The organism is Photobacterium makurazakiensis, assembly GCF_050336715.1.
Taxonomy (GTDB): domain Bacteria; phylum Pseudomonadota; class Gammaproteobacteria; order Enterobacterales; family Vibrionaceae; genus Photobacterium; species Photobacterium makurazakiensis.
In genome coordinates, this window is record NZ_JAKJSJ010000031.1 from 48182 (window position 1) to 73100 (window position 24919).

At 46.0% G+C, this 24919-nt stretch carries 23 protein-coding genes; 22 read left to right on the forward strand and 1 reads right to left on the reverse strand.

Annotated elements, in window-relative coordinates:
• Window positions 1-3: 3 nt before the first annotated feature.
• The 9 genes from rseB (at window position 4) to acpS (ending at window position 7796) form a co-directional block, all read left to right on the forward strand.
• Window positions 4-981: a sigma-E factor regulatory protein RseB gene (rseB, locus tag L4D09_RS14980; RefSeq protein WP_428458321.1), complete on the forward strand. Its 978-nt coding sequence runs from the start codon at window positions 4-6 to the stop codon at window positions 979-981.
• Window positions 978-1475 (forward strand): SoxR reducing system RseC family protein, encoded by a 498-nt coding sequence (locus L4D09_RS14985; RefSeq protein ID WP_428458322.1) that lies wholly within the window; start codon window positions 978-980, stop codon window positions 1473-1475. The genes rseB and L4D09_RS14985 overlap by 4 nt, the downstream gene beginning before the upstream one ends.
• 76 nt (window positions 1476-1551) lie before the next feature.
• Window positions 1552-3348 carry a translation elongation factor 4 gene (lepA, locus tag L4D09_RS14990; RefSeq protein ID WP_428458323.1) on the forward strand — a complete coding sequence of 599 codons (1797 nt, stop codon included), beginning with the start codon at window positions 1552-1554 and terminating at the stop codon, window positions 3346-3348.
• Between the two features lie 134 nt (window positions 3349-3482).
• Window positions 3483-4382: a signal peptidase I gene (gene lepB, locus L4D09_RS14995; RefSeq protein ID WP_428458324.1), complete on the forward strand. Its 900-nt coding sequence runs from the start codon at window positions 3483-3485 to the stop codon at window positions 4380-4382.
• 10 nt (window positions 4383-4392) lie between these two features.
• Window positions 4393-5067, forward strand: coding sequence for a ribonuclease III (gene rnc, locus L4D09_RS15000; protein WP_428458325.1), 675 nt, complete (start codon window positions 4393-4395; stop codon window positions 5065-5067).
• Complete coding sequence (gene era, locus L4D09_RS15005) at window positions 5064-5969, forward strand: GTPase Era (RefSeq protein WP_428458326.1); 906 nt, start codon at window positions 5064-5066, stop codon at window positions 5967-5969. Before rnc ends, era begins: the two co-directional genes overlap by 4 nt.
• Window positions 5970-5977: 8 nt before the next feature.
• Window positions 5978-6688, forward strand: a complete 711-nt coding sequence (gene recO, locus L4D09_RS15010) for a DNA repair protein RecO (protein WP_428458327.1) — start codon at window positions 5978-5980, stop codon at window positions 6686-6688.
• Window positions 6685-7416 (forward strand): pyridoxine 5'-phosphate synthase, encoded by a 732-nt coding sequence (pdxJ, locus tag L4D09_RS15015; RefSeq protein ID WP_428458328.1) that lies wholly within the window; start codon window positions 6685-6687, stop codon window positions 7414-7416. Before recO ends, pdxJ begins: the two co-directional genes overlap by 4 nt.
• Window positions 7416-7796: a holo-ACP synthase gene (acpS, locus tag L4D09_RS15020; protein WP_428458329.1), complete on the forward strand. Its 381-nt coding sequence runs from the start codon at window positions 7416-7418 to the stop codon at window positions 7794-7796. The genes pdxJ and acpS overlap by 1 nt, the downstream gene beginning before the upstream one ends.
• A 108-nt stretch (window positions 7797-7904) precedes the next feature.
• On the opposite strand, the gene barA is transcribed toward acpS, so the two are convergent.
• On the reverse strand, window positions 7905-10670 hold the full coding sequence (barA, locus tag L4D09_RS15025; protein WP_428458330.1) for a two-component sensor histidine kinase BarA: 2766 nt from the start codon (window positions 10668-10670) through the stop codon (window positions 7905-7907).
• Between the two features lie 155 nt (window positions 10671-10825).
• Here barA and rlmD point away from each other — a divergent pair, with 155 nt between their 5' ends.
• The 13 genes from rlmD (at window position 10826) to rpoS (ending at window position 24824) form a co-directional block, all read left to right on the forward strand.
• On the forward strand, window positions 10826-12142 hold the full coding sequence (gene rlmD / locus L4D09_RS15030; RefSeq protein WP_428458331.1) for a 23S rRNA (uracil(1939)-C(5))-methyltransferase RlmD: 1317 nt from the start codon (window positions 10826-10828) through the stop codon (window positions 12140-12142).
• Window positions 12143-12171: 29 nt separating this feature from the next.
• Window positions 12172-14403, forward strand: a complete 2232-nt coding sequence (gene relA, locus L4D09_RS15035) for a GTP diphosphokinase (RefSeq protein WP_428458332.1) — start codon at window positions 12172-12174, stop codon at window positions 14401-14403.
• A gap of 83 nt (window positions 14404-14486) precedes the next feature.
• Window positions 14487-15302 (forward strand): nucleoside triphosphate pyrophosphohydrolase, encoded by an 816-nt coding sequence (gene mazG / locus L4D09_RS15040; protein ID WP_428458333.1) that lies wholly within the window; start codon window positions 14487-14489, stop codon window positions 15300-15302.
• 193 nt (window positions 15303-15495) lie between these two features.
• Entirely contained in the window at window positions 15496-17136 is a 1641-nt protein-coding gene (gene pyrG, locus L4D09_RS15045) for a CTP synthase (protein WP_428458334.1), read from the forward strand.
• An 80-nt stretch (window positions 17137-17216) separates the two neighbouring features.
• Window positions 17217-18518: a phosphopyruvate hydratase gene (gene eno / locus L4D09_RS15050; RefSeq protein ID WP_428458335.1), complete on the forward strand. Its 1302-nt coding sequence runs from the start codon at window positions 17217-17219 to the stop codon at window positions 18516-18518.
• Window positions 18519-18863: 345 nt separating this feature from the next.
• The gene (ftsB, locus tag L4D09_RS15055; RefSeq protein WP_428458336.1) at window positions 18864-19136 is read left to right on the forward strand and encodes a cell division protein FtsB; all 273 of its coding nucleotides are present in this window, start codon (window positions 18864-18866) and stop codon (window positions 19134-19136) included.
• Between the two features lie 42 nt (window positions 19137-19178).
• Entirely contained in the window at window positions 19179-19877 is a 699-nt protein-coding gene (gene ispD / locus L4D09_RS15060; protein ID WP_428458337.1) for a 2-C-methyl-D-erythritol 4-phosphate cytidylyltransferase, read from the forward strand.
• Window positions 19877-20350: a 2-C-methyl-D-erythritol 2,4-cyclodiphosphate synthase gene (gene ispF, locus L4D09_RS15065; RefSeq protein ID WP_428458349.1), complete on the forward strand. Its 474-nt coding sequence runs from the start codon at window positions 19877-19879 to the stop codon at window positions 20348-20350. The genes ispD and ispF overlap by 1 nt, the downstream gene beginning before the upstream one ends.
• Before the next feature lie 26 nt (window positions 20351-20376).
• Window positions 20377-21447 carry a tRNA pseudouridine(13) synthase TruD gene (truD, locus tag L4D09_RS15070; protein WP_428458338.1) on the forward strand — a complete coding sequence of 357 codons (1071 nt, stop codon included), beginning with the start codon at window positions 20377-20379 and terminating at the stop codon, window positions 21445-21447.
• The gene (surE, locus tag L4D09_RS15075) at window positions 21428-22177 is read left to right on the forward strand and encodes a 5'/3'-nucleotidase SurE (protein WP_428458339.1); all 750 of its coding nucleotides are present in this window, start codon (window positions 21428-21430) and stop codon (window positions 22175-22177) included. The genes truD and surE overlap by 20 nt, the downstream gene beginning before the upstream one ends.
• 2 nt (window positions 22178-22179) lie before the next feature.
• Window positions 22180-22809 carry a protein-L-isoaspartate(D-aspartate) O-methyltransferase gene (locus L4D09_RS15080; protein ID WP_428458350.1) on the forward strand — a complete coding sequence of 210 codons (630 nt, stop codon included), beginning with the start codon at window positions 22180-22182 and terminating at the stop codon, window positions 22807-22809.
• Window positions 22810-22815: 6 nt separating this feature from the next.
• A complete protein-coding gene (gene nlpD / locus L4D09_RS15085; RefSeq protein ID WP_428458340.1) occupies window positions 22816-23775 on the forward strand; it encodes a murein hydrolase activator NlpD in 960 nt (319 codons plus the stop codon).
• Between the two features lie 56 nt (window positions 23776-23831).
• The gene (rpoS, locus tag L4D09_RS15090) at window positions 23832-24824 is read left to right on the forward strand and encodes an RNA polymerase sigma factor RpoS (RefSeq protein ID WP_428458341.1); all 993 of its coding nucleotides are present in this window, start codon (window positions 23832-23834) and stop codon (window positions 24822-24824) included.
• Window positions 24825-24919: the final 95 nt, after the last annotated feature.

The window sequence follows — 24919 nt, forward strand, 5'->3', positions numbered from 1 at the left end:
TAAATGAAGAAAATTCTGGTTGGTGTGATGACACTAGTCAGCCTTGCGATGCCATTGCAAGCCTCTGCTGAAGAACCTACACCTTCCGCCGAGGCTTTGTTGCATCAAATGGGTGAGGCTAGCCGTGAGCTCAGCTATGAGCTGTCGTACATCTTAATCAAAAAAAATAGTATTGAACCTCTGCGCTATCGTCATGCTATTGACGATGGTGAAACCTATGCACATCTTGTTTATCTTAGTGGTCCTCCTCGAGAAGTCATTCAACGCGGCAATGAAGTGAGCTACTTTGAGCCGGGTCTTGACCCGTTCACTATTGATAGTAATAAGATGGTAGCGCCGCTACCACCTATTATGAAAACCGATATTGATGAACTGTCGAGCTATTACGATTTCATTCCTATGGGACGAGCTCGTGAAGCCGGTGTTGCATGTGATGTTGTGCGGATAGCGCCAAAAGATGGTGCGCGCTACTCTTACCTTCTTTGGATTGATATGCGCAGCAAGCTAGTTATGCGTGCTGATTTGCTTGATAGAGATGGCGAGCCGCTTGAGCAATATCGTGCTGTATCTTATGTCATCAATCCGAAAGTCGGGGAAGTACTTAAAAGTCTGCAAGATGTCGAACTGCCAGCGGTTGTTCAATTGCCGCCACAGCCTCAGGCTGATTTAAACTGGCAGGTAAATTGGCTACCACAAGGGTTTGAGTCGGTATCTCGAAACCGTCATCGATTGATGATGACCGAGCGCCCCGTTGAAAGCAAAATGTTTAGCGATGGCCTGTTTAGTTTCTCTATTTACGTCTCGACAGCTGACAACTTTACCGTGCGAGAGCAGCTGGTTCGCCAAGGGCGACGGACATTGCATAGCTACATGCTAAAAGATAAAGAAGTGACCGTCGTTGGTGATATTCCCCCTGCAACTGCAAGGCGAGTTGCTGAGTCGGTGGTGTTTGCCATTTCGCCAGAGGGCGAAGGGCAATGATGCGCTCTTTAGCGACAGTGGTGACGGTAGGCAAGAATGAGCTTACCGTCCGCTGTCAGCAGCAAACAACATGTGGTAGCTGTGCTGCACAAAGTAGTTGCGGTACAGGGATTGTGACAAAAGCGATTCCTGGTCGCAGCCACCTTGTGAAACTTGACACAAAAATCAGAGCCAAAGTGGGCGATGTTGTTGAGATCGGCTTGTCAGAACGCAGTATGCTGCACTCGGCAATGCTGGTTTATTTGCTGCCTTTGCTATTCTTAGTGTTGGGTGCTGTACTTGGACAGTGGTGGTTTGTCAGCCTTTCTGGTGGCAGTGAGCTTGGTGTAATTCTTACCGCGCTCATTAGTGGGGCCGCAGGATTACTGCTTGCACGTAATCTAGCAGCTCGTTTAGAAGGGCGCTTGGCATATAAACCAAGCCTCGTTCGAGTACTCGGTAACCCTATTTCGGCAGATCAAGTGATAAATGGCGCATCGAAAGATAGCGACTAGCGGCGAAATTCGGTAGAATCCGTCAACTTGATCGCTAGATCCCATTCATTTAATCACGAGTTAGTCACGTCAATTCATGAAGCACATTCGTAATTTTTCGATTATTGCACATATCGACCATGGTAAGTCGACCTTATCCGACCGCTTGATTCAAGTCTGTGGTGGCCTTTCCAATCGTGAAATGGCTGCTCAGGTTCTGGATTCCATGGATCTTGAACGCGAACGCGGAATCACCATCAAAGCACAGAGTGTAACGCTGGACTATACAGCGAAAGATGGCGAAACCTACCAATTAAACTTTATCGACACCCCAGGACACGTTGACTTCTCGTACGAAGTTTCGCGTTCACTTGCAGCCTGTGAAGGTGCATTGCTGGTGGTCGATGCTGGTCAGGGCGTAGAAGCTCAAACACTAGCAAACTGTTACACCGCCATGGAGATGGATCTGGAAGTTGTGCCAATCTTGAATAAGATTGACCTGCCAGCCGCTGATCCTGAGCGTGTAGCAGAAGAAATTGAAGATATCGTAGGTATCGATGCACTAGAAGCAACGCGCTGTTCGGCGAAAACGGGTCTAGGTGTTGAAGATGTTCTAGAGAACATTGTATCTGCGATCCCTGCTCCAGAAGGCGATCCAGAAGCGCCGCTTCAAGCGCTGATCATTGACTCATGGTTTGATAACTACTTAGGTGTTGTTTCTTTGGTTCGAGTTAAAAATGGCTCACTAAAGAAAAACGCTAAAATCAAAATGATGAGTACTGGTCAGGTATGGGGCGTTGACCGTCTTGGTATCTTTACACCAAAACAAATCGATACTACAGAGCTAAACACTGGCGAAGTAGGTTGGGTTGTTTGTGGTATTAAAGACATCCTAGGTGCACCTGTCGGTGATACCATCACGCTAGCGAAAGATGGCTGTGATGAGCCGCTACCTGGTTTCCAAAAAGTGAAGCCGCAGGTTTATGCTGGTCTGTTCCCTGTATCGTCTGATGACTACGAGAACTTCCGTGATGCTCTAGGCAAACTAAGCCTAAATGATGCGTCATTGTTCTACGAGCCAGAAAGTTCAGCAGCACTTGGTTTTGGTTTCCGCTGTGGCTTCTTAGGTATGCTCCACATGGAGATTATCCAAGAGCGTCTAGAGCGTGAATACAACCTAGCGCTAATTACTACTGCACCAACAGTAGTATACGAAGTTGAGAAAACTGACGGTGAAACGATTTACGTGGATAGCCCATCTAAGCTACCAGCAGTAAACGATATTGAAACCATCGGTGAGCCAATTGCGCGCTGTAACATCCTCGTACCATCTGAATACCTAGGTAATGTAATTACCCTGTGTATTGAGAAGCGTGGCATGCAGGTTGATATGGTTTACCACGGTAACCAAGTTGCACTAACTTACGACATTCCAATGTCTGAAGTGGTACTTGATTTCTTCGACCGCCTGAAGTCGACATCTCGTGGTTATGCATCACTGGATTACAACTTCCAACGTTACGAAATCTCTAACATGGTACGTGTTGATGTAATGATCAACGGCGAACGTGTTGATGCTCTAGCGATTATTACGCACAAAGACAACGCAAATGGCCGTGGTCGTGATTTAGTCGACAAGATGAAGGAATTCATTCCTCGTCAGATGTTCGACATTGCGATTCAGGCAGCTATTGGCGGTATGATCATTGCCCGTGCAACCGTTAAGCAGTTACGTAAAAACGTAATCGCAAAATGTTACGGTGGTGATATCAGTCGTAAGAAGAAACTCCTGCAGAAGCAGAAAGAAGGTAAGAAGCGTATGAAGCAGATCGGTAATGTCGAACTGCCTCAGGAAGCATTCTTAGCGATCTTGCATGTAGGCAAAGATAAATAATAACGTGTTTACTCATTACCTTAGCTCGCTGCTAACTCAATAGTATTGCTTCTATGATTTAGTTAGTAGGTTAAAGGGAACGAACAATGCAGTAAGGCTTCCTTACTGCATTGTTATATTTAGTAGGGAATATGATGGCTAATACTTTTTCGCTAATCCTTGTTTTGGCTACACTGGTCACAGGGATCATTTGGGCTCTGGATAGATTTATCTGGGCGCCAAAACGTCAATTAAAAATTGAAGCAGCGGCGGCAAATGCTGGCGGTCAAGTGGATGCTGAAACCCTACAGGCCGTGGCGCCGCAACCGAGCTGGGTCGAATCGACCAGTTCAATGTTTCCGGTGATCGCGCTCATTATGGTATTTCGCTCATTTATTTATGAGCCGTTCCAGATCCCATCCGGTTCGATGATGCCGACATTGCTAGTCGGTGACTTCATCCTGGTTGAGAAATTCACCTATGGTTTGAAAGATCCTGTATTCCGTCACCAGATGATTGAAACAGGTAAACCAGAACGTGGTGATGTTGTGGTCTTTAAATTTCCACCTCAACCTCAAATTGACTATATCAAGCGTGTTGTTGGTATGCCTGGCGATACTGTTCGCTACAGTGCGCATAAGCAGTTATGTGTCGCACCAAAGGGAACCTCTGAATGTGTGTCAGTGCCGCTAACCGATATGACCGACAGTGAATTTACTGAAGGTATGACACGTTTAGTTCAATTTAATGAAAAACTTGGCGAACAAGAACACCAGATCTTAGTTCATCCGCTTAAGCGCGATCGCACTCTGTCTTACCAGCCTCGTCCTGGTATCAGCGAGTGGGTTGTACCTGAAGGGCAGTATTTCGTTATGGGTGATAACCGCGACAACAGTGCAGATAGCCGTTACTGGGGCTTCGTTCCTGAAGCAAACCTAGTGGGTAAAGCGGTCGGGATCTGGATCAGCTTTGAGTTTGAACGAGGTGCTGACAGTGCACTTCCATCTTGGATCCCTACTGATGTGCGCTTTAGCCGCATCGGTGGCATAAACTGATCGGGACAAAATGACCACTCCTGCAAATAGACTTCAGCGTAAGCTGGGCTATCAATTTAACAATATAGATTTGATGACGTTAGCGCTGACACACCGTAGCGCTAACGGCACACACAATGAACGCCTTGAATTTTTAGGTGATTCAATTCTAAGCGTCGTGATCGCTGATGACCTTTACCACCGTTTTCCAACGGTAGATGAAGGTGATATGAGCCGCATGCGTGCAACGTTAGTGCGCGGTAAAACGTTGGCTGAGCTTGGGCGTGAATTTGAGCTTGGCGATCACCTACTACTTGGCCCTGGTGAGCTAAAGAGTGGCGGCTTCCGTCGTGACTCAATTTTGGCTGACTGTGTTGAAGCCATTATTGGCGCCGTCTATCTAGACAGCGATATTGAAGTAGTACGAGGTATCGTACTAAGTTGGTACCAGTCTCGTCTTGATACGATTGAGCCGGGTATTAACCAGAAAGATCCTAAGACACGTTTGCAGGAATGTCTGCAAGGGCGCCGTTTACCGTTACCAGCGTATACTGTAACTAAGGTGCACGGCGAAGCACATAATCAAGAATTCACTGTGCAGTGTGAAGTGACGGGCTTGGATAAGCCTGTTATCGGTAAAGGCGGCAGTCGGCGCAAGGCAGAGCAGGCAGCAGCAGAAATTGCGCTTAAGCAGTTGGAATCATGACAGATAAGCAACATTGTGGCTTTATTGCCATTGTAGGCCGGCCAAACGTAGGTAAATCAACACTTCTTAACCGTTTAGTGGGGCAGAAACTTTCGATTACCTCGCGTAAGCCACAAACAACACGTCACCGTATTATGGGTGTTGATACCCGTGATGGTTATCAAGCTGTTTATGTGGATACCCCAGGTCTTCACATTGAAGAAAAACGTACTATCAACCGTTTAATGAATCGTGCGGCAAGCAGTTCATTAACCGATGTTGAATTAGTATTGTTCTTGGTTGACGGTACGTTATGGACTGCTGACGATGAAATGGTTCTGAACAAGCTGATGAAAAGTGAGCTTCCGACAGTACTTCTCGTGAATAAAGTCGATAACGTCAAAGACAAAGATGAGCTTTTCCCGCACCTTCAGCACTTGTCTGAAAAGATGAAGTTTGTTGATGTGGTACCTGTATCTGCAAAGAAAGGTACCAATATTGATGTGGTTGAAAAGATCGTTCGTGAGCACATACCAGAAGGTGAGTACTACTTCCCTGAAGAGTATGTGACTGACCGCTCTCAGCGTTTTATGGCCTCTGAAATTATTCGTGAGAAGCTAATGCGCTTCCTCGGTGATGAGCTGCCATATTCCGTGACTGTTGAAATCGAGCGTTTTGACTTTAACCCACGAACCAATGGTTTTGATATCAATGGTTTGATCATGGTTGAACGTAAAGGCCAGAAGAAAATGGTGATCGGTAAAAATGGCGAGAAGATGAAAGTCATTGGCCGTGAAGCACGTATCGACATGGAAGACTTGTTTGAGCGTAAAGTCTACCTTGAGCTATGGGTAAAAGTGAAGTCTGGCTGGGCTGATGATGAACGTGCACTGCGTAGCCTAGGCTATACTGACGATTTATAAGACTTGTTATGGAAGGGCTTCAGCGTTGTTTTGTCCTCCATACTCGTCATTATAGTGAGACGAGCCTGATCCTCGATGTCTTTAGCGAGGACGCAGGCCGTATCACACTGCTATCGAAAGGAGCGCGCCGTAAGCGCTCCAATCTTAAAGGCGCTCTCCAGCCTTTTACTCCCCTCTTTATGAAATGGTCTGGTCGAGGCTCAATGCCCGTACTGACTCATGCCGAACCCATCAGTATTGGCTTGCCCATGCGCAGCTATATTTTGTACTCTGCGATGTATGTAAATGAACTCGTCGCGCGGGTACTGGAAACCAATACCCCTTACCCTGTGCTGTTTCTGGATTATCTGAATGTGCTACGCGAGCTTGCCCAAGCGGATAATCCAGAGCCAGCGTTACGGCGTTTTGAATTGGCTCTATTACAACATTTAGGGTATGGCATTGATTTTCTTCACTGTGCAGGCAGTGGCCTGCCAGTTGATGATACGATGACGTATAACTATCGTGAGCAGCAAGGCTTTATTGCCTCAATGAAAGTCGGGCACCTGACTTTTACAGGGGAGCAATTAAAGGCCATTGCAGCTCGCCGTTTTGAAACGCCTGATCAACTTCGGGCAGCAAAACGTTTTACACGTATAGCGCTTAAGCCGTATCTTGGCGGCAAACCATTAAAAAGCAGGGAATTGTTTATCCCTCGAGGAAGGAGTACCGGAAAATGAACAACATCTTACTTGGCGTGAATATCGATCACATTGCTACTCTTCGTAATGCCCGTGGCACACGCTATCCTGATCCGGTACATGCGGCTGAAGTGGCAGAGCGAGCAGGAGCTGATGGCATCACTATTCACCTACGTGAAGATCGCCGTCATATTACTGATCGCGATGTCCGAATCTTACGTGAAACCATTCAGACGCGCATGAACTTAGAAATGGCCGTGACAGATGAAATGGTACAAATTGCGCTAGAAACCAAGCCTGAGTTTGTTTGTTTGGTACCAGAAAAACGCGAAGAACTAACAACAGAAGGTGGCCTCGATGTGGCTGGCCAACTAGAAAAGGTGAAAGCCGCGACCAGCACATTGACGGCGGCAGGCATTAAAGTTTCGTTGTTCATTGATGCCGACCGTACCCAAATTGATGCGGCAGTTGCCTGTGGGGCGCCATTCATTGAATTGCACACGGGCCACTATGCTGATGCTGCAACAGAAGAAGAGCAACAAGACGAACTGAAAAAAATAGCTGCAGCAGCAAGCTATGCCGACGATAAAGGCATCAAGGTGAATGCAGGGCATGGCCTTACTTATCATAATGTTAAGCCAATTGCTGCGTTGCCTGAGCTATATGAGTTGAATATTGGTCACTCAATTATGGGGCGTGCGATGTTTGATGGTTTGAATAAAGCGGTTGCTGACATGAAAGCGGAAATGCAGGCAGTGCTTCGCTAATGGCTATCCTTGGTTTAGGAACCGATATTGCTGATATCGAGCGGGTCGAGAAAGCTTATGAACGCTCGGGTGAGGCGTTTGCAAAGCGAATTTTATCGGATTCTGAACTCGCGACATTCCAAACACTTAAGCACAAGGCGAACTACCTGGCTAAACGGTTTGCAGTCAAAGAAGCTGGCTCTAAAGCGCTTGGTACCGGCATTGCCTGTGGGGTGACGTTGCATGATTTTACCGTGACCAATGACGAGCAGGGTAAACCAATCCTAACGTTGTCAGGTAAGGCGGCCGAGCTTGCTGAAAATATGGGGGTGAACCATGTTCACCTGACCATTGCAGACGAAAAACGCTATGCCGTCGCCACCGTGATTCTTGAAAGTTAATAGCTAGCTAGTAGTAGGCTTTAAGTGACTGCTGTTAAATGAAAAAAGCGAGGGCTATTGCTCTCGCTTTTTTATTTCATTTTTATGCCCTAGAAGGCTAACACTTTATTAATGGCGGTAGGCTTTAGAGGCTTTGACGACATTGTTCATTTCATCAATCAACTCATAGAGTTCTGGTTCAATATCATCTTGGCTTGCCCCACCTTTAAGTTCCGACTCAATGGTATGACACAAGCTTTTCAAACGCGGAACACCGCTATAAGCACAGCTGCCATGTAGCTTATGAATCGGTGGCCAGAGTTCAATGTCTTTACCATCTAACGCTTCATTAACCAGCATTTCGACTTCGGGCATGAAATCTAACAACATTTGCAGCATGTCTTTGGCGAGCTCTTCTTTACCCGCCGCCTGTTTAAGCGCTAACTCCCAGTCCCAACTAATACTACTGTTGGCCGCTGGGGAAGGTATTTCAGCTTCTGCGATCGCCTCGATAACCACACCGTTTGTGTCATCATTAGGGTGAGTCCATTTACCGAGGATCTGTTGGAGGATATGCTCTTCAATTGGTTTGGTGAGGTAATCATCCATACCGGCATTGATCAGCCTTTCTCGCTCCCCAGCCATGGCGTGGGCCGTAACAGCAATAACGGGGGTTGTGTGGTTTAGCTTGGTTTTATGGATCTCTTGGCAAGCAGTAACGCCGTCCATTTCAGGCATTTGAATATCCATAAAAATTAAATCAAAGGCTTTTTGATGAGCGTATTCAACGGCTTTTCGACCACCCGTTGCTGTGATTACAGTTTCAACCCGCTCACTTAGCAACGCTGAGATCAGTTTAAGGTTTGCTGGGTTATCATCGACGGCCATGACAGTCAGTGGCTGAATCGTTGGTGCACTGGTTGCCATTGGAAGTGGTTCAGGATCACTCAGTAGCTCAGGTTCATTGGCCAATGTTTCAAGTAGCCTACGATGCCCAAGCGGCTTAGGTAAGCAGGCACTTACACCAGCATTCAGCAGGCGTTCTGATAAGGCGAGTTCGGTTGTTGGTAGACAAACCAGTACTTTGTCACTGAGCTGCTCCGCCTTGAATACTTGATCGAGTAGGGTTGCAAGAGGAGGCTGCTCGCCTGGTGCTAGATTCAGCATGGCAAAATCATGATGTTCAGCATCCTCTGGCATGGTTGAACGGTAGGTCACATGGATCCCTGCGCGGATCAAACGTTGCTGGATCACCGAGGCGGCCTGCATATTGGGCTCAATAAGCAGTAACTTCTTATTGAGTAACGAATGGGTATCAATGGGCTGCGAGACAGGTAAATCTGTTTTGTTCAGGCGCAAGCTAAACCAGAAGGTTGAGCCTTGGTGTAAGCGACTGGTTAGGCTGATCTCCCCCCCCATTTGTGAAACCAATTTCTGGGTGATAACCAGACCTAGGCCAGTACCGCCATAACGGCGTGAAATACTGGCATCGGCTTGGCTGAAGGCTTGGAATAACTGTGCTTGTTGGCGCTCGGAAATGCCGATCCCCGTATCACGAACCATAAATTGTAAATCGAGGTTCTCATCTTTATCGGTTTTAAGCTCAACCGAGACATCAATGTTGCCGCGCTCAGTAAACTTCACCGCATTACCAATGAGGTTGGTGAGTACCTGTTGAATACGCAGTGGATCGCCGATCAAGCCTGTTGGGATACGGCTATCAACTTTAAGAGTTAACTCTAACCCTTTCTCGTGGGCACTGGTTGCAAGTAACTTCATCACTTCATCGAGTGACTCTGTAAAGTCGAAAGGGATATTCTCAAGTAGGAGTTTACCGGCTTCAAGTTTCGAGAAATCGAGAATATCATTAATAATGGTCAGGAGATTATTGGCCGATTTCTCGATGGTCTGAAGGTAATCCTGTTGGCTGCTACTTAGGCGAGTTTTCAGCATTTGTCGGGTGAAGCCGATAACCCCGTTAAGTGGAGTACGTAGCTCGTGTGACATATTGGCCAAAAACTCAGACTTCACTCGGGCGGCTTCTTGCGCCCGCTTTTTAGCGATGTCTAATTCAACATTCTGGATTTCTAACTGCTCCAGTGTTTCGCGTAAGTCTGACGTGGCCTGATCGATACTCTGTTGCATCTCGATATGGTATTCCGATAACGAAATCGCCATCGCATTGATACCATTTTTTAGCGTATCCAATTCGCCCAGTAGCTGTCCTTCAATCCGCACATCAAGGTGGCCACGGCGGATCCGGTCAACCACACTCACCATATGCGAAATAGGGCGAGTGACATCTTTCATTAGCCGATAGGCAAATAATGAAGAGAGCGTCAGGCCCAGTAGTAATACCATCAGTGCTGTGAAGACTTCTTGGTATTGCTGTAAGCGCAAGGCACTTAAATCGAGCTCTAAGGCAATGTAACCTAATACTTCGGCTTGATAACCGGGGTAGGACGGATTATTGAATTGACCTTCCTTCAGTATTGGGGCGCGAAGGATCAGAGAGTTTTCTTCGAGTCGAGTTTCCAGCAATAAGGGAATGGGCTGATCGTCGGGGTACATCAGTGCTTCAAAGTTACGGTGAAAATTTGAAGTAACGAAGAGCTCATTACCCGTATTGAACACGGCAATGCTACGAACAATTTGGGAATGCTTACGGTGGGCGTAACTGATCAGTCGGCGAACAGCCTCTCGATTTTTATCCGCCATGCCATACTCTGTAGAAATCGCGAGGGGTTCAACGATGCTGGCACCTGTTGAGATCAGCTGGTGTTCAAGATCACGATAGCGACTCATGGTAAAAAAGGCACTTAATAACAGGCCAATAATTAGCGTTGGTGCTAATGTCAGGGTGAAGACCCTGGCACGAAGTCCATATTTGGTCATGGTTCTCTTAATTACAAGAATGCGATTCTGTGGGAGAATTGTCGTCCATTTATGGCCGTTAGCTTAATGAAACTAGGGCTATTCGACAATCAACTAATACCAAACTACTGATTATATCACTTAGTTTGGGCAATCTGCTCCGTGGGTCAAACAATATGGCACGTTTTTTTAAGCCTCAGAAACGAAAGTTAACCGATACTAAACACAAAGAAATCACCATTTCACGGTTGGATCACCTTGGTGCTGGCATTGGCCACATCAACAAGAAATCGGTCTTTGTCGATGGTGTATTACCAGGTGAAAGTGTGGTAGTTCAACTCACGGAAGATAAAAAGCAATACGCTCGCGCCAAGGTCATTAAGCGTTTGACCGATAGCCAAGCGCGTATTAAACCGCATTGTCCAATCTATGACCAGTGTGGTGGTTGTAACTTGCAGCATTTGTCTCATCAAGGCCAAGTGGAAGCCAAGCAACAGGCATTGACTGAGCTGATGAGTAAATTTGCGAAAACCGGTGATATTGAACAAGCAGCGCCGATTGTGAGCCAACCCTGGCAATATCGTCGTTGTGCTCGCTTTGCTGTGATGCCTGCTGGTGGCAAGTTGAAAATTGGCTTTCGTAAAAAGCAGAGCAAAGAAATTGTCGATGTAGAATCTTGCCCGGTATTGGCGCAATCATTGAATGCATTACTACCAGCGTTGCGTCAGGTATTGTCACAACTCAAAGCCAAAAAACACCTTGGTCATGTTGAGTTAGTTGAAGCAGATAATGGTCGTGTGGTCTTAATTCGCCACTTACAGCCATTTTCTGACCAAGATATGACGTTACTCCGTCAGTTCTCTGAAGAACATCAGCTAATGTTGTACCTCGCACCGAGTGCGGATGTGGTTGAAAACGTGTCAGGCGTAACCCCATATTACAAGCTATCTGATTTGACGTTATCTTTCTCACCAAAAGATTTTATTCAAGTTAATCGTGATGTTAACCAGCAAATGGTTGCACAAGCGATTGACTGGCTTGATATTCAGCCGCAGGATCGAGTACTTGATTTGTTTTGTGGTTTAGGTAACTTCAGTTTACCGCTCGCAAAGCAAGCAAATGCGCTGGTCGGTGTTGAAGGTATTGATGAGATGGTGCATCGTGCTAGTGAAAACGCAAAAAACAACCAGTTAAGCAATGCAACTTTCTTTCAGGCGAATTTGGAAGATGACGTGACGGCGATGGCTTGGGCACAAGAAAAATTCAATAAAATTCTGCTCGATCCAGCAAGAGCTGGCGCTGCTGGTGTGATGCAGCATGTTGTCAATTTGAACCCTGAGCGGGTTGTTTATGTTTCATGTAACCCTGCGACTCTCGCGAGAGATAGCCAGTTACTATTGAAACAAGGTTATCAGTTGGAGCAGCTTGGGATGATGGATATGTTTCCTCATACTGGGCACTTGGAGTCTATGGCTTTGTTTACCAAGCTGTAGCGCCATTACAGAAGAAACAGGATAGAGACATGGTCGCAGTTCGCGGTGCGCATTTAAAGGAAAACGATACATTTGAGCTTTCATCTTGGATTGATAGTTTGCAGCAAGACGCTAAGGTGTCTAATCGCTTAAAGCAAACTTACCAGCGATGTATCGAATTGACATCAGAGGAAGAGTCCGCGTCATTATTGCTATGGCGTGGCCGCGAGATGGTGGAGATCCTAGTTACCCTCAGTATGGATAAAGATACGCTGATTGCAGCGTTGTTATTCCCATTGTTGGAGTCTGGGGTCTATGAGCCAGAACAACTAAAAGAAGACTACAACGGCACAATATTACAGATGGTGGTCGGGGTCAGCCAAATGGCGGCCATCGGCCAGCTAAATGCCACGACAGAAGGCGCGGAACAGTCAGCTCAGGTGGATAATATTCGCCGTATGCTACTGTCGATGGTCGATGATTTCCGTTGTGTGGTGATAAAGCTTGCTGAACGGATCTGCAACCTACGCGAAGTGAAAGACGAACCCGATGCGGTGCGCCGTGCGGCCGCAAAGGAATGCGGCAATATTTATGCACCGCTAGCAAATCGACTCGGTATTGGTCAGCTGAAGTGGGAAATTGAAGATTACGCATTTCGTTACAACCACTCGGAGACATATAAGCAGATAGCCAAACAATTATCTGAGCGTCGAATCGATCGTGAACACTATATCGATCATTTCGTCACAGATTTGGCTGATTCGATGAAGGCATCACACATCAAAGCGGAAGTGCATGGTCGCCCTAAGCATATTTATAGCATTTGGCGAAAAATGCAGAAGAAAAGCTTAGAGTTTGACGAGCTATTTGATGTGCGAGCGGTACGTATTATTGCTGACCAGCTGCAAGATTGTTATGCCGCCTTAGGTGTTGTGCATACTAAATATCGTCATCTTCCTAAAGAGTTTGATGATTATGTTGCGAACCCAAAACCCAATGGTTATCAATCGATTCATACCGTCGTATTAGGGCCGGAAGGGCGTACGATTGAAATTCAGATCCGTACCAAGCAAATGCATGAAGAATCTGAATTGGGTGTGGCAGCGCACTGGAAGTATAAAGAAGGCACATCATCGGGTGGGGCTAAATCATCGTATGATGAGAAGATAAACTGGTTACGTAAACTGCTGGCTTGGCAGGAAGAAATGTCTGATTCTGGTGAAATGCTCGATGAGCTTCGCAGTCAGGTGTTTGACGACCGTGTTTATGCCTTTACCCCGAAAGGGGATGTCGTCGATTTGCCTTTAAATGCCACCCCTCTCGACTTTGCTTATCATATTCACTCTGAAGTCGGGCACCGCTGTATCGGTGCCAAAGTAGAAGGCCGTATTGTGCCATTTACTTACCACTTACAGATGGGAGAGCAAGTTGAAATCATCACTCAGAAGGAAGCGAATCCATCTCGAGATTGGTTAAATCCTAATTTAGGCTTTGTAACCTCAGGCCGTGCAAGAGCGAAAGTCCATGCATGGTTCCGCAAACAAGCCCATGATAAAAACATGGTCGCGGGGCGTGAAATTTTAGAGCTTGAACTGAATAAAATTGGCGCCAAGCTTAAAGATGCAGAAGTATATGCATTAAAACGTTTCAATGCTAAAAACTTGGATGAGTTATTTGTTGGTATTGGGAGTGGTGATTTGCGAATTAACCAAGTGGTTAATCACATTAACACCATTATGAATAAGCCAACAGCGGAAGAGGAAGACCAACAGCTACTGGATAAACTGACTGAAGCAAGCACCAAAATCAGTACCAGTGCGAAAAAACCGCAACGTGATGCTGTTGTTGTTGAAGGCGTCGATAATTTAATGACGCACTTAGCACGTTGTTGTCAGCCGATCCCCGGTGATGAAATTGCCGGTTTTGTTACCCAAGGCCGTGGTATTTCTGTTCACCGTAACGATTGTGAGCAATTGGAAGAGTTACGCCATGTTGCGGCTGAGCGGATCATCGATACGGTGTGGGGCGGTGGTTTTGTCGGTAATTACAATATTACGGTACGCGTTAAGGCATCAGAGCGAAACGGGCTGATCAAAGAGCTGACCAGCACGCTGGCCAACGAAAAAGTAAAAGTGGCGGGAATGAAAAGCCGAATTGACTATAAAAAACAAATGTCGATTATGGACTTTGAGTTAGAGCTCACTGATTTAGAAGTGCTGAGTAAAGTACTTAAGCGTATTGAACAAGTGAAGGACGTGGCAGAAGCCAAACGCCTACACTAAGATTAAGCCATAAATTTATGAATAAACGGGGAGCCTAGGCGACCCGTTTTTTTTACTTCTAATTTAAAAAAGACATCATCACTATGAACAATGTTTCCCAACCCGCGATTGACCAACTTCTTACCATAATGGCGACATTACGTGACCCAGAGCGAGGCTGCCCATGGGATCGTAAACAGAGCTTTGCCTCGATTGTGCCGCATACGCTTGAAGAAGCCTATGAAGTTGCTGATGCGATTGAACAGCAAAATTGGGACGATGTGAGAGAAGAACTGGGTGATTTATTGTTTCAAATTATTTTTTATTGCCAGCTAGGCAAAGAACAGGGGCTGTTTGATTTTGATGATGTAGTAAATGGTTTGAATGAAAAGCTGACCCGTCGCCACCCCCATGTTTTTGGTGACAGTCAGGCTAGTAGCGAGGCTGAAATCAGCGCTAATTGGGAGGCTGAAAAGGCCAAAGAACGTGAGGAAAAAGCCCAAGATAGCAGTGTGCTTGCCAATATCCCCCTTGCTATGCCCGCATTGGTACGAGCAGATAAAATTCAAAAACGTTGTGCTAAACATGGTTTTGATTGGGATACGCTTGGGCCTGTGGTTGATAAAGTACGCGAAGAAATTGACGAAGTGTTGGAAGAAGTCATCCAAGTGTCACCTGAACAAGGCAGAATCGAAGAAGAAATGGGCGACTTACTGTTTGCAGTTGCCAACTTTAGCCGTCACCTTAGTGTGAAACCTGAGATGGCATTGCAAGGTGCGAATAAAAAATTTGAGCGCCGCTTTCGCGAAGTTGAAAAAACTGTGCTAGAACAAGGGATGCGCCTCGACGACTGCACATTAGAGCAATTAGATGGAATTTGGGACGATGTAAAACTGAGGGAAAAGAAAAGTGCAGATTAACAAGATAAAATGTCATTGCTTGGTTAGTAATAATACTGTTGATAGTCATCTAGTTGAGCTGAATTGATTTGAGACAAAAAAAAACCAAACCGACTGTGATAGTTTTCACGTTGTGGCAATAAAGTGTGTCTGGTATACTAATTTCCCGTCCAGATACTTTTTATATCCTCTATACCAATCTTCCAGGTAAAACATGACGACGAATTACATTTTTGTTACGGGCGGGGTTGTATCCTCACTAGGTAAAGGTATTGCTGCAGCGTCGCTGGCAGCCATTCTAGAAGCGCGTGGTCTTAACGTGACCATGATGAAACTAGACCCTTACATCAACGTTGACCCAGGCACAATGAGCCCGATTCAGCATGGTGAAGTATTCGTTACGGAAGACGGTGCAGAGACTGACCTTGATTTAGGTCACTATGAGCGTTTCATCCGCACCAAAATGACTAAGCGCAATAACTTTACAGCAGGCCGTGTATACGCGGACGTGCTTCGTAAAGAGCGTCGCGGTGACTACCTTGGTGCCACTATTCAGGTTATTCCACACATCACTAACGCAATCAAAGAGCGCGTTATTGCTGGTGCTGAAGGCCATGATGTCGCTATTGTTGAAGTTGGCGGAACGGTAGGTGATATCGAATCACTACCATTCATGGAAGCAATCCGTCAGCTAGCTGTTGAGCTAGGCCGTGAGCGTGCAATGTTTATGCACCTAACACTTGTTCCTTACCTAGCCGCTGCTGGTGAAGTGAAAACGAAGCCAACACAGCACTCTGTGAAAGAACTACTTTCTATCGGTATTCAGCCTGACATCCTTGTATGTCGTTCTGACCGTAATATTCCTGCTAACGAGCGTGCGAAAATCGCATTGTTCTGTAATGTTCAGGAAAAAGCCGTTATTTCAATGAAAGACGTAGATTCTATCTACAAGATCCCACAGCTAATTAAAGCTCAGGGCCTTGATGATCTTGTTTGTCAACGCTTTGGCATTACAGCGCCTGACGCTGATTTGGCTGAGTGGGAACAAGTAATCTACGAAGAAGCAAACCCAACAGCCGAAGTAGTTATCGGTATGGTTGGTAAGTACATCGAGCTACCAGATGCTTATAAGTCAGTAAACGAAGCATTGAAGCACGCAGGCCTGAAAAACCGTCTGTCTGTGAAAATTAAGTATGTTGACTCTCAGGATGTTGAATCTAAAGGTGAAGAAGCACTTCAAGGCCTTGATGCAATCCTAGTTCCTGGTGGCTTCGGCGGTCGTGGTGTTGAAGGTAAGATCCTGACTGCACAATACGCTCGTGAAAACAAAATTCCTTACCTAGGTATTTGTCTAGGTATGCAGGTGGCACTGATTGAATTTGCACGTAATGTTGCAGGTTTAGCTGATGCGCATTCTTCAGAGTTTAATGCTGAAACTAAGCACCCAGTTGTTGGTTTGATCACCGAGTGGGTTGATGGCGAAGGTAACGTTGAAGAGCGTACTGAAAAATCAGACTTAGGCGGTACAATGCGTCTTGGTTCTCAGCTATGTCACTTGGCTGATGGTTCTAAAGCGCGTGAATTATACGGTAAGCCAGCGATTCATGAGCGTCACCGTCACCGCTATGAAGTAAACAACAACCTACTTCCTCAACTAGAGAAAGCAGGCCTGAAAATTTCTGGTCTATCAGCAGATAAGAAATTGGTGGAAATTATCGAGATCCCTAACCACCCATGGTTTGTGGCAGCTCAGTTCCACCCAGAGTTCACCTCGACACCTCGCGATGGTCACCCTTTATTTGAAGGTTTCGTGAAGGCTGCTGGCATCAACCAGCGCGGTGAGCTTAATAAGTAAGGATTACGGATAGCTGTAGCAGTGATGGCTGCAGCTATTTTTTTAGCTTTTAATTTCAAGATAAAGCAAGAGGAAACACAATGTCTAAGATCGTTAAAGTTCTAGGTCGTGAAATCATTGATTCACGTGGTAACCCAACTGTAGAAGCTGAAGTTCACCTAGAAGGCGGTTTCGTAGGTATGGCTGCTGCTCCATCTGGCGCATCAACTGGTTCTCGTGAAGCTCTTGAGCTACGCGACGGTGACAAATCTCGTTTCCTAGGTAAAGGTGTTCTTAAAGCTGTTGAAGCTGTAAACGGCCCAATCGCAGAAGCGCTTGTTGGTAAAGACGCTAAAGCTCAAGCTGACGTTGATCAGATCATGCTTGACCTAGATGGCACTGATAACAAATCTAACTTCGGTGCAAACGCAATCCTAGCTGTATCTCTAGCAAACGCTAAAGCTGCTGCAGCGGCTAAAGGCATGCCTTTATACGAGCACATCGCTGAGCTAAACGGTACTGCTGGTCAGTTCTCTATGCCTCTACCAATGATGAACATCATCAACGGTGGCGAGCACGCTGATAACAACGTTGACATTCAAGAGTTCATGATTCAGCCAGTTGGCGCAAAAACTCTTAAAGAAGCTCTACGTATCGGTGCTGAAGTATTCCACAACCTAGCTAAAGTTCTTAAAGCTAAAGGCCTAAGCACTGCAGTTGGTGATGAAGGTGGTTTCGCTCCTAACCTTGAGTCTAACGCTGCTGCTCTAGCTGCAATCAAAGACGCTGTAGAAGCGGCTGGTTACGAGCTAGGTAAAGACGTTACTCTTGCTATGGACTGTGCAGCATCTGAGTTCTACGACAAAGAAGCTGGCAACTACAACATGAAAGGCGAAGGCAAAATCTTCACTTCTGAAGAGTTTAACTTCTACCTACAAGATCTTGCTAACCAGTACCCAATCGTATCTATCGAAGATGGTCTTGATGAATCAGATTGGGCTGGCTTCAAGCACCAAACTGAACTTCTAGGCGACAAGCTTCAAATCGTTGGTGACGATCTATTCGTTACAAACACGAAGATTCTTGCTGAAGGTATCGAGAAAGGCGTTGCTAACTCTATCCTTATCAAGTTCAACCAAATCGGTTCTCTAACTGAGACTCTAGCTGCAATCAAGATGGCTAAAGACGCTGGCTACACTGCAGTTATCTCTCACCGTTCTGGCGAAACTGAAGATGCAACTATCGCTGATCTAGCGGTAGGTACAGCTGCAGGTCAAATCAAAACTGGTTCTATGAGCCGTTCTGACCGTGTTGCTAAGTACAACCAACTAATCCGTATCGAAGAAGCTCTAGGTTCTAAAGCTCCTTACAACGGTCTTAAAGAAGTTAAAGGCCAAGCTTAATTTTAGCTTGCCAGTAGGTTTACCTACAGACTTTCAGAGCCGCCTCATTTGAGGCGGCTTTTTTATATGCCAAGATCATGGGTGACTTTTATCAGTATCGGATTGTCAAATTACAGTAAACCTTGATAACGAAGTGCTCAGTTACCCGATAGCTTGCAATAAGGTGCTAGTCTCACACTGCGCTTTATGGGATTATTACAGGCTAACTGTTTTCTTGGTTCGTCATATTAACTAAATGCATTTCAGGTGGTTATTAGCCATCCTTTAAATGTAGTTAGTTAATATTTTGATTAGTTCATGCCAAACGGATGATTGTTTGGTGTCCCTACTAGCATAAGGAGTCGTATGCGATTGTTAACGGTATTACTGTTGGCTGTTTTAGCCTGGCTACAGTACGACTTCTGGTTAGGTAAAAATGGAATGATTGACTACCTTGCAGTGAAAGGCAATGTTGCGGTTCAGCAACAGGCTAATGGTGAGTTGGTACTGCGTAATCAGCAAATGTACGTTGAAATCCATGATTTGCATCGAGGTCAAGAAGCCGTTGAAGAGCGGGCTCGTAATGAGCTAGGAATGATCAGGCCAGATGAAACTTTCTTTCGCATTGTGGGTGAGTAAGTCACCACTATCTACACCTAACGTTGATACTCAATAAAAATGATGAACGAAAAAATAATTGCCGTTGTACCTGCCGCTGGTGTCGGTAGCCGAATGGCTGCTGACCGCCCCAAACAGTATTTATCCATCGCGGGTAAAACCATTTTGGAACATACGGTTGATCGCTTACTTTCCCATCCCGAAATTGAACAAGTCGTCATAGCGATTAGCGAAGGGGATCCATACTTCTCAACTTTACCTCTTGCTTCAGACCCTCGGGTACTGCGTGTTAAAGGTGGCGCAGAGCGAGCAGATTCGGTTTTTGCGGGGATAGCCGCGATAGAAAACCCCCAAAGCTGGGTGCTGGTGCATGATGCAGCGAGACCTTGCTTACAGCAAAGTGACTTACAGCTCCTCATTGAAGTTGCACAACAGAGCGAACATGGTGCGATTTTAGCTGCACCTGTCCGAGATACGATGAAAAGGGGCGATGGCCAACAGGGCATCGCTTCGACGGTCGACCGTACCGATCTTTGGCATGCGCTAACTCCACAAATGTTTCGTGCTGGTCAGCTCAAAGCCGCGTTGACACAGGCGCTTGCCGAAGGGGCTTGCGTCACTGACGAAGCGTCAGCATTAGAGCACTGTGGTATGACACCGCGGTTAGTGAAAGGGCGTGCTGATAACTTAAAAGTGACTCAGCCGGAAGATTTGGCGTTAGCACAATTTTATCTTGAACAGATTTTAAGGGATGCACAATGATGCGAATTGGACATGGTTTTGATGTACACAAATTTGGTGGTGCTGGCCCCGTTATTATTGGTGGTGTGGCCGTTCCTTATGAGCAAGGTTTGATTGCCCATTCAGATGGGGATGTTGCTTTGCACGCGGTGTGTGATGCGCTATTAGGAGCGATTGGTGCCGGTGATATTGGCCGTCACTTTCCTGATACCGATGCTAAATGGAAAGGCGCAGACAGTCGTTTCTTACTTAGAGATGTCTATAGTAAGGTTAAAGCAGAGGGATATCAGTTAGGTAATCTTGATGTGACTATTATTGCGCAAGCACCTAAAATGGCTCCTCATATCGAATCAATGTGTCAGGCGATTGCCGACGATTTGGAAACAGATATAAAGAATATTAATGTTAAGGCAACAACATCTGAGCGCTTGGGGTTTACCGGGCGCAAAGAAGGTATTGCTTGTGAAGCTGTTGTCTTAATTTCAAAGCAGTAATTCAGACTGCGCAAAATGGTGTATATATGTCTAATGTAATGGACAGCTTTAGCTGGTTATACGGAAAGCCAAGCTGTCAGGGCCGTATAAAGGTCGAGCCTGAAGATTTTATCGTAAAGGAAAATTTGGGGTTTGATTTTGCCGGTACTGGCGAACACTTCATGGTTAAAATCCGTAAAACAGGCGAAAACACCAAGTACGTGGTTAATGAGCTTGCTAAAGCCTGCGATGTTCAATCACGCAACGTGAGTTGGGCTGGGTTGAAAGACCGCCATGCTGTTACTGAGCAGTGGTTGAGTGTTCATCTTCCGGGTAAGCCAGACCCTGATTTATCTCAGTTTGTGGCTGAACACCCTGGTATTGAAGTGATCGAAACCGCTCGTCATGATAAAAAATTACGCCCTGGTGATTTAGTCGGAAACTGGTTCCAGTTGCGACTAACGGGGTTAGATCAGCCACAAGATGTCGTGGCTCGCCTTGAGCAAGTCGCAGCATCAGGTGTGCCGAACTATTTCGGTGAGCAACGTTTTGGCCATGGTGGTAACAATGTAGTAAAAGCGCGTGCTTGGGGTAACGATGAATTTCGTCTCCGTGATAAGAGCAAACGCAGCTTTTATTTATCAGCGGCACGTTCATGGCTGTTTAATATGGTGCTTTCTAGTCGTATTGAACAGCAGAAAGTACACGCATTGATGGCCGGTGACTGTTTAGAGGTTGAAGGCGATGACCGTGGCGTTGTCGTCAAGCAAGTGACCGAGCAGCTACAGCAAGATATTGATAGCGGTAAAGCTTTCATCACAGCTCCCATGATGGGTGATAATGCATTGCCAACAGAGGCCGATGCAGAAGCCTTTGAGATGGCGATTGTTGAGCAAGAGCCGCTGCTACTGAAGCTTATTCGTGACAATCGAATGCGTCATGAACGCCGTCCTCTTTTGCTTAAACCACAGCAAATGATGTGGCAGGTTAACGATGATCAAATCACCGTGTCTTTTGCGTTACCTGCAGGCTGTTTTGCGACTGCTGTTATTCGTGAGTTAATGACAGAGTGTGAGCTAGAACAAAAGGGTGATGAGCATGCGAATTCTGATCAGTAATGATGACGGTATTTTTGCTGAAGGCATCAATACGCTTGCTCGGGTACTGAGCGAGCTAGGTGATGTTGTGGTTGTTGCACCTGATCGAAATCGATCTGGTGCATCGAACTCACTGACATTGGATAACCCGTTGCGCATTCGTCATGAGGGTGAGCAACGCATATCCGTTGAAGGTACCCCAACAGACTGTGTTCATTTTGCACTCAATGAGTGGCTAGACTATCGCCCTGATTTTGTTGTCGCAGGGATAAACCACGGTGCGAATCTTGGTGATGATGTGCTGTATTCTGGTACCGTAGCAGCAGCCACAGAAGGTCACTTTCTTGGTGTACCTGCTATTGCGGTATCCTTGGTTGGTCATACGCATTTTTCTACTGCTGCTGAGGTGGTCAAGCTGGTGCTTACCAATGCAGCGAAGCAGCCGTTACCCAATAACAAAATACTGAATATTAATGTACCTGATGTCCCTTTCTCTGAACTTGGCGAGTGGCAGGTTACGCGTTTAGGCGCCCGTCATCGTGCTGAGAACATGGTGAAAGATGTTGACCCTCGTGGTAAAGATATCTACTGGCTTGGTCCCCCAGGGGCTTGTCAGGATGCTGGTGCGGGTACAGACTTTTATGCAATAGAACAACAATGTGTATCAATAACGCCGCTGCAAGTTGATCTTACCGCGCATGATGCATTGAGTGATATTAAGCAATGGATCAACCATTTGGAGAGCAACTAAGTATGCGCTACGTGGAAGAGCGGAATACCCTGCTAAATTATTTACATCAGCAAGGGATCCGTAATGACAAGGTGCTTCAGGCACTTGCTGCAGTTCCTCGTGAATTGTTTATCGATGAAGCCTTGTCTCACAAAGCCTACGAAAATAATGCTCTGCCGATTGGCAATGGGCAGACTATTTCACAGCCCTATATTGTGGCAAAGATGACAGAGCTATTGTCTCTAGAAGCTAACTCACGAGTGCTTGAAATCGGCACGGGGTCAGGGTATCAAACTGCGGTATTGGCACAGTTAGTTGACCATGTTTATTCCGTTGAAAGAATTAAGGCCTTGCAATGGCAGGCCAAACGTCGCTTAAAACAACTTGAGTTACACAACATTTCAACCAAGCATGGTGATGGCTGGCAGGGTTGGGCGACGAAAGGGCCATTTGATGCGATTATCGTTACGGCGGCTGCCGCAGATATGCCGATGGAATTGTTAACTCAGTTAGCCGATGGCGGGCGACTTATCATTCCTGTGGGAGATGATTTCCAGATTTTAAAGTACATTGAGCGCCAAGGTGAACGTTATATCTACCGTGATATTGAAGCGGTACGGTTTGTACCATTAGTCGCAGGGGAGCTGGCGTAGCCATTGATGAACATGTTGACTGATGCAAAGGTACGATGGAAGTGGGTAACCTTGGTTGCCTGCTTGTCGTTGCCTGCGTGCAGTACCCATGCTCCAGCCCCAGTGGCCAGTTTAGGTAAAGACTATCAGAGCCTTGAACGAGGTAGCTATCGTGGTAGTTTTTACGAAGTACAAAAAGGCGATACGCTTTATTTTATTTCTTACATTACGGGCAAAGACGTTAAAGAACTTGTTTCGTCGAATAATTTATCTCAGCCCTACACTATTTTTCCGGGACAAAAATTACGACTTTGGAAACCAAAGTATGTCGCACCGAAATATGGTCGGGCAGCGCCTGTAGTTGTTGCAAGCACAACGACAAAAACACCTGCAAAAACAGCATCTAGACCAGTGCAACAACCACCTCCTTCTCAACCTAAGCCAGCGGCAAAGCCGAAGCCTGCCTCCCAGCAGACAGCAGCGCCGGCAACGGCCACAGCCAAAACTGAGCAAAAAACCGCCAATAAAACGGTTGATCAGGCTCGTGCAAAAGAGTACTCTCAAAAAACGAAAAGTAACAAAGTTGTTACAACTAAACCTAAAGTTACTAACAACAAAGTATCGAAGTGGACTTGGCCAGCAAAAGGCCGCGTTATTGCAAAATTTTCCAATGCAGAAAATGGAAATAAAGGCATAGATATTGCTGGACAGAGAGGACAGGATATCAATGCTTCAGCTAACGGCGTAGTTGTTTATGCGGGTAATGCACTGCGTGGTTATGGCAACTTAGTGATAATCAAGCATAGCGATGATTACCTTAGTGCTTATGCCCACAATGATCAGGTACTTGTAAAAGAGCAGCAAAAAGTAACTGTCGGCCAAAAGATTGCGTCAATGGGAAGCTCTGGAACCAGCGACGTTAGGCTGCATTTTGAGATCCGTTACAAAGGTAAATCTGTTGATCCTATGCGGTATTTACCGAGATAGATAACATGGCATAGTAAAGTTGTAATGTCTTGCTAACTCGCCATCTGGGAGGCGCTATGAGTAGAAGCAATACTGCTACAAACACAGAAGACTTTGACTTCGAAGAAGAAATGGAACTTGATACTGAACGTGTTGAGACCAAAGCAGCAGCAACCAATACTCGCGATGAAGAAGTCGATATTTCGCAATATGGGACAACACAAAAAGCCCTTGATGCGACCCAACTCTATTTAGGTGAAATTGGCTTTTCACCACTCCTTACGGCAGAAGAAGAAGTTCTGTATGCCCGCCGAGCGTTACGTGGCGATGACGTTGCTCGTAAACGCATGATCGAAAGTAATTTAAGACTCGTTGTTAAAATCTCCCGCCGCTATAGCAATCGAGGGCTGGCACTGCTCGACTTGGTGGAAGAAGGTAACCTCGGCTTAATTAGAGCGGTTGAAAAATTTGACCCTGAACGTGGTTTTCGCTTCTCTACTTACGCGACATGGTGGATCCGACAAACCATTGAGCGGGCGATCATGAACCAAACGCGTACCATTCGTTTGCCTATTCATGTCGTCAAAGAGTTGAACGTATATTTACGTACTGCCCGAGAGCTTGCTCAAAAGCTTGATCATGAACCTACCGCAGAAGACATTGCTTTTAAGTTGGATAAGTCTGTTGATGATGTCAACCGGATGCTGCGCTTGAATGAGCGAGTCGGCTCAGTTGATAACCCGATAGGTGGCGACTCTGAAAAGGCGCTACTTGATATTATTCCAGATGAAAAAGGTGGTGGTCCAGAAACCTCAACCCAAGATGATGATATTAAAACATCGATTGTGCATTGGTTGCAGGAATTGAATCCCAAACAACGTGAAGTACTTGCCCGCCGCTTTGGCTTGTTAGGCTACGAAGCGTCGACGCTAGAAGATGTTGGTCGTGAAATTGGTTTAACGCGTGAGCGCGTGCGCCAAATTCAAGTAGAAGGGCTACGTCGTTTGCGTGACATGTTGACCCACCAAGGGTTGAATATTGAATCTCTCTTCAATCAAGAGCAGCTTTAGTCACCAAGCCACACTTTTGTATAACCTTCTTATGCTTGGTTACTGAAATGATAAAGAAAAAGGGTTGATGCAATGCATCAACCCTTTTTAGTTTT